Genomic DNA, 6215 nt, shown 5'->3' on the forward strand with positions numbered 1-6215 from the left:
CTGTACTGATCTGCACGAATGTCTTGCGGGTATGTCACTCTGTAAAGAGAGACACGGGGTATAACTTGCTCCACACGTCTAGTTCTGAAGATCTGCCGACGGCAGTGAACGTCCAAAGGAAGGCTCGGGCAGCAGGTGGCTAAAGCGGACAACGGCAGCGGTCAGGGAGCGTCCGGTAACCCTCGTCGCCTCGTGATCGTCGAGTCACCGACCAAGGCGCGCAAAATCGCTCCCTACCTCGGTAAGGACTACGTCGTAGAGGCATCGGTCGGTCACATTCGCGACCTCCCGCGCGGCGCAGCGGACGTTCCGGCCAAGTACAAGGGCGAGTCATGGGCCCGTCTCGGCGTCAACGTCGATCACGACTTCGAGCCGCTCTATGTCGTGAGCCCGGAAAAGAAGGGCAAGGTCGCCGAACTCAAGTCTCTGTTGAAGGACGCCGACGAGCTCTTCCTCGCAACTGACCCCGACCGCGAGGGCGAGGCAATCGCCTGGCATCTCCTCGAGACTCTCAAGCCCAAGATTCCGGTTCGGCGAATGGTCTTCCACGAGATCACCGAGCCGGCAATCCGTGCTGCCGCCGAAGACACCCGCGAACTCGACACCGACCTCGTCGATGCTCAGGAAACCCGCCGCATCCTCGACCGTCTCTACGGTTACGAGGTCAGCCCGGTTCTCTGGAAGAAGGTCATGCCGAAGCTCTCGGCCGGCCGCGTCCAATCGGTGGCCACTCGCGTCATCGTCCAGCGTGAACGCGAGCGCATGGCGTTCAAGTCGGCGTCGTACTGGGACATTTCCGCGACGCTCGACGCCGGTGCAGAGGCCAGCCCGCGTAGTTTCGGTGCTCGCCTGGTCTCCGTCGACGGTTCGCGTGTCGCCTCCGGCCGTGATTTCGGAGCTGACGGAAAGCTCAAGGGCAGCGCGGTCACTGTGCTCGACGAGGCGTACGCGCGTCGTCTCGCGGAAGCATTGCAGGGCGTCGACCTCACGGTTTCCTCCGCCGAGGACAAGCCGTACACCCGCAAGCCTTACCCGCCGTTCATGACGTCGACGCTCCAGCAGGAAGCCGGACGCAAACTTCGTTTCACGTCCGAGCGTGCAATGCGCATCGCACAGCGTCTGTACGAAAACGGCTACATCACCTACATGCGTACCGACTCGACGACTCTCTCGGAGTCGGCGATCGCTGCCGCTCGTGCGCAGGCCACCGAGTTGTACGGTCCGGAATACGTGCATCCGACGCCGCGTCAGTACACCCGCAAGGTCAAGAACGCGCAGGAAGCCCACGAGGCGATCCGCCCCGCCGGCGACGTGTTCCAGACCCCGGGTCAGCTGCACTCCAAGCTCGATTCCGACGAGTTCAAGCTGTACGAACTGATCTGGCAGCGGACCGTCGCTTCGCAGATGGCCGACGCCCGCGGTACGACGTTGACGCTTCGCATCTCCGGCACGGCAGGCACCGGCGAGGACTGCACGTTCTCCGCTTCGGGTCGCACCATCGTGTTCGCCGGCTTCCTCAAGGCTTACGTCGAGAGCGTCGACGAAGAGGCCGGCGGTCAGTCCGACGACGCCGAATCCAGGCTTCCGGTGCTGGTCAAGGGTCAGGAAGTCACGGCCACCAAGCTCGATCCGGACGGGCACAGCACCAACCCGCCCGCTCGCTACACAGAAGCCAGCCTGATCAAGACGCTCGAAGAACTCGGCATCGGCCGTCCTTCGACCTACTCGTCGATCATCAAGACCATCCTCGATCGCGGATACGTCTACAAACGTGGCAGCGCGCTGGTTCCGTCCTGGGTGGCGTTTGCCGTCATCGGGCTGCTCGAGGTGCACTTCGGCCGGCTGGTCGACTTCGATTTCACGGCAGGAATGGAAGACGATCTCGACGCGATCGCCGGTGGCCGTGAGCAGCGTGGCAACTGGCTGAGCAGCTTCTACTTCGGCGGCGAGACAGGCGCTGAAGGTTCGGTCGCCCGCGAGGGCGGGCTGAAGAAGATGGTCGGTGTCAATCTCGAGGAGATCGACGCTCGCGAGGTCAACTCCATCCGACTGTTCGACGACGCCGAGGGTCGCGAGGTTCACGTGCGCGTCGGCCGGTTCGGGCCGTATCTCGAGCGCATGGTTCAGAATCCGGACGATCCCGAAGGCGATCTGATCTCGCAGCGGGCAAATCTTCCCGATGACCTGCCACCGGACGAGCTCACTCCCGAGTACGCCGAGAAGTTGTTCTCGACGCCTCAAGAGGGCCGCAAGCTGGGCGTCGACCCGCTGACGGGCCACGAGATCGTCGCGAAGGAAGGCCGCTTCGGTCCCTACGTGACCGAGATCCTGCCCGAACCGCCGGCCGAGCCGGAACCGGACATCGTTCCCGTCACCGCTCCCGAGCCGGAAGAAATCAGCTCGGGCAGCACCAAGACTGCGGTGAAGAAGGCCGCGGCCAAGAAGGCGCCTGCGAAGAAGGCTGCCAAGAAGGTCGCAGGCCCCAAGCCGCGGACCGGATCGCTGCTCAAGTCCATGGATTTGACGACGATCACCTTGGAAGATGCGCTGCGTCTGCTGTCGCTTCCGCGCGTCGTGGGTGTCGACCCCGAATCGAAGGAAGAGATCACCGCGCAGAACGGCCGTTACGGTCCGTACCTGAAGAAGGGCACGGACTCACGCTCGCTCGCCAACGAAGAGCAGATGTTCACCGTCACGCTCGACGAGGCCCTCAAGATCTACGCCGAGCCGAAGCGTCGTGGGCGTCAGGCGTCGGCAACGCCTCCGCTGCGTGAGTTGGGCGTCGATCCGGTCAGCGAGAAGCCGATGGTGATCAAGGACGGCCGTTTCGGTCCGTACGTCACCGACGGCGAGACCAACGCCAGCCTTCGCAAGGACGACGACGTCGAATCCATTTCCGATGCTCGGGCGTCGGAGTTGCTGGCTGATCGTCGTGCGCGCGGCCCGGTCAAGAAGAAGGCAGCAGCCAAGAAGGCTCCGGCCAAGAAGGCCGCTGCCAAGAAAACAGCCGCAAAGAAGGCCCCGGCAAAGAAGGCCGCCGCCAAGAAGGCTCCGGCGAAGAAAGACTCGTAAGGCTTCGTCGGTGCCGACGGTTAGGGTTTTTGCATGAGTACTGAAGTGGCCGAACGAGGTGTGTTCGGTCGGCTGGTGGGTCAGCACGACGTCGAGCAGAGCCTGCGTGATGCTGCACTGTCGGCTCGTGGCGATTCCAGCGGCTCGGAGATGACCCACGCGTGGCTCTTCACCGGGCCACCCGGCTCTGGTCGTTCGGTGGCTGCTCTCTGCTTCGCCGCTGCCCTGCAATGCACCTCCGACGGTGCACCAGGGTGCGGTGAGTGTCATGCGTGTACGACGACGATGGGTGGAACCCATGGTGACGTACGACGGATCATCCCCGACGGCCTGAGCATCAGCGTCAAAGGCATGCGCGAGATAGTCAACATCGCTTCGCGTCGGCCGACGACGGGGCGGTGGCAGGTCATCGTGGTCGAGGATGCCGATCGTTTGACCGAAGGCGCAGCCAACGCCCTCCTGAAGGTTGTCGAGGAGCCGCCGGACCGCACGGTCATCCTGCTCTGCGCGCCGACGACCGATCCGGAAGACATGTCTGTCACCCTCCGATCGCGGTGTAGGCACATGCCGTTGGTGACGCCGTCCGTCGAATCGATCGCCCAGGTACTGATCGACCGCGACGGGCTGGATCCGGAACGGGCGAGAATCGCCGCATCGATCAGCGGCGGACATGTCGGCCGGGCTCGGCGTCTCGCCACCGACGAGAGCGCGCGCGACGAGCGTCAGCGTTCGCTTCGACTAGCCGCCGACGCGATCGGGGCTTCGACGGCGTACAAGGCCGCAGAGAACTTGGTGAAGTCGATCGAGGCTGACACCAAGGCGTTCTACGCCGAACTCAAGGAACAGGAGCTCGAGGAGCTCAAGGTTTCCTTGGGTGGTGGTGGAACCGGCAAGGGAACAGCCGGGACTCTGCGCGGATCGGCTGGTCTGATCAAGGACCTCGAAGCGCGCCAGAAATCGCGCGACACCCGGGCCCGCCGCGATCTTCTCGACCGGACGCTGATCGACCTGGCCGGCATGTACCGGGACGCGCTTTCCTATTCGCTGGGGTCGACGTCGACGGCGACCCATCCCGACATGGCTCGGCAGGCCGCCGAGTTGGCTGCACGAACGTCCCCGGAGGGGTTGCTCAAGTGCATCGAAGCGGTGCTCGAATGCCGCGAGGCCGTCGACTTCAACGTCAAGTTGCAGTGGGCGCTCGATGCGATGGTTGCCTCCATCGGAGCCGCTTTCCGACCCCCGTTTTCGCGATCCGGGGGTTGACCAGATAGACTCGCCACCGCCGAAAGGCACGCTGCCTTAGCTCAGTCGGTAGAGCATTTCACTCGTAATGAAAAGGTCGAGAGTTCGATTCTCTCAGGCAGCTCAGCCAAGAGCCCCACACCCGGAAATCCGGATGTGGGGCTCTTGTCGTTAGTTCCCAATTCTTGCGTATGTGCGGTTTATCCTGAGTTCGGCGAACACGTGCCTGAACAGGAGAGACCTCGATGCCGGATCAGAACTGGGGACCAGGCCAACCATCGCAGAATCAGCCGCCGTACGGGCAGATGCCGCCGATGCCGCCGCAGGGTTATCAGCCGCCGACGCCCGCCTATCCGTACGCAAGCTGGATCTCTCGGGTGTTTGCGTCAATCCTCGACGGCTTTGTCGTTCCGCTCCCCGGCGTCATCCTCGCGGGCATCGGAGCAGTGATCGCGTTCTCCGGATCCGAAGTGACCACATACGACGACGGCAGCGTGAGCGCTGAAGGCGGTAATCCGGTCGGGGTGATCGTCATGGTCGTCGGCATACTGGCGATCTTCTTGATCGAGGTGTGGAATCTCGTCTTCAGGCAAGGGAACACCGGACAGACGCTCGGCAAGAAGTGGCTGGGAATTTCGGTGATTCGGGAGTCCGACGGTGTGCCTCTCGGCCCGGTGATGGCGCTGCTTCGTTGGATCATGATGGCGATCCTGGGTGGCGCCTGCTTCCTCAACTATCTCTGGCCGCTCTGGGACTCGAAGCACCAGTGCTGGCACGACATGGTGGTCCGGTCGGTAGTCGTTCGCGCGCGCTAGTCGCTGCCGAGGTCTCTTACAGTGGGTGCCATGGAGTTGGAAGCGGTCACAAGTCGACGACGCTCGCTGGCCGCACCTGTCGGTGTTGCTGCAGTGGCCGTGACGGCCGCCGCGGTACTCCACTTCCGTGATCCCCACAGTGCGGGTAGTTACGGCGTTTGTCCGATGTACGCGTTGACGGGATTGTGGTGCCCGGCGTGTGGTGGCCTTCGTGCGGTCAATGACCTGACTAATCTGGATATTGGCGCCGCAGTGTCCAGCAATGCCTTGATCGTGCCGCTTATCGCGGTGTTGGTGATCGCGTGGATCGGTTGGACAGTGCGCCGTTGGAAAGGCACGCGGGATCGCATGATCGTGCTTCGGCCGACTGTGACGATCGTGGTGCTCGGAGTTCTCGTTGCATTTACGGTTGTTCGAAACACCCCGTGGGGGAGCTGGCTCGCGCCGGCGTGACGGTAAGAGGTCGACATGGCACTGCAGGTTTTTTCGCTCATCGTTCTGCTCGGCGCGCTGATCATCCTGATTCCGACGGCACGACGTGTCTTCGGCAAGAAGGACGACGAGTAGGCCTCGACAACTGGGCCCGCGCGGCACATGCTGGCGGTATGGCTGATTCGTTGAAAGCCCGCGTCAAGGAAAAGTTGCTGAGGCAACTCGCCGAGGACGGTCGGCACCCGATTCAGGAAGCTGAGGGTGACGATCCGCGGTTGGTGTCGATCAATGACGATCTCGAAGCGTTGGAGCAGGCCGAGGAAGGCGATCCGATCGTCGAAGAACTGGCCGAGAGGTACTGGGTTCCGTGAAGTTAACCGACCGCAGTGCTCTGACCTGGCGATTTGGTGTTGTGTTGATCTTCGCGTAACTTTGTCCAGGTCAGAGCGACACGGACACCGACTCCCACCTGCGAGGGTGAGTGACACGAGGTTGTACGAAGTGCCTGGCGAACACAATCCAGTTTTTCTTCACGGGGTTCCGGTTTGCGCCGGTGGCCAGGTTGGGATAGGCTGGGAAAGTTGCCCCGGAGCGGCGGCCATAGGGTCGTGGTGATGGTGTGTGCGTGTTCTTTGAGAACTCAACAGTGTGTCG

At 62.8% G+C, this 6215-nt stretch carries 5 protein-coding genes and 1 tRNA gene; all 6 read left to right on the forward strand.

The annotated features are described in order from the left end of the window. Nucleotides 1–135 precede the first annotated feature (135 nt). A complete protein-coding gene (gene topA, locus PCS43_RS13815; protein WP_209911133.1) occupies nucleotides 136–3072 on the forward strand; it encodes a type I DNA topoisomerase in 2937 nt (978 codons plus the stop codon). A gap of 33 nt (nucleotides 3073–3105) precedes the next feature. Then, nucleotides 3106–4335 (forward strand): DNA polymerase III subunit delta', encoded by a 1230-nt coding sequence (locus PCS43_RS13820; protein ID WP_019746652.1) that lies wholly within the window; start codon nucleotides 3106–3108, stop codon nucleotides 4333–4335. Between the two features lie 30 nt (nucleotides 4336–4365). Beyond that, a tRNA-Thr gene (locus tag PCS43_RS13825) sits at nucleotides 4366–4438 on the forward strand. A 121-nt stretch (nucleotides 4439–4559) separates the two neighbouring features. Beyond that, nucleotides 4560–5129, forward strand: a complete 570-nt coding sequence (locus PCS43_RS13830) for an RDD family protein (RefSeq protein ID WP_064112059.1) — start codon at nucleotides 4560–4562, stop codon at nucleotides 5127–5129. Nucleotides 5130–5159: 30 nt separating this feature from the next. After that, a complete protein-coding gene (locus tag PCS43_RS13835) occupies nucleotides 5160–5582 on the forward strand; it encodes a DUF2752 domain-containing protein (protein ID WP_003946115.1) in 423 nt (140 codons plus the stop codon). Between the two features lie 152 nt (nucleotides 5583–5734). Beyond that, nucleotides 5735–5932, forward strand: a complete 198-nt coding sequence (locus tag PCS43_RS13840) for a hypothetical protein (RefSeq protein ID WP_003946112.1) — start codon at nucleotides 5735–5737, stop codon at nucleotides 5930–5932. Nucleotides 5933–6215 lie beyond the last annotated feature (283 nt).

Origin of the sequence: Rhodococcus sp. C-2 (assembly GCF_027854095.1) — a bacterium.
Classification (GTDB): Bacteria; Actinomycetota; Actinomycetes; order Mycobacteriales; family Mycobacteriaceae; genus Rhodococcus_F; species Rhodococcus_F qingshengii.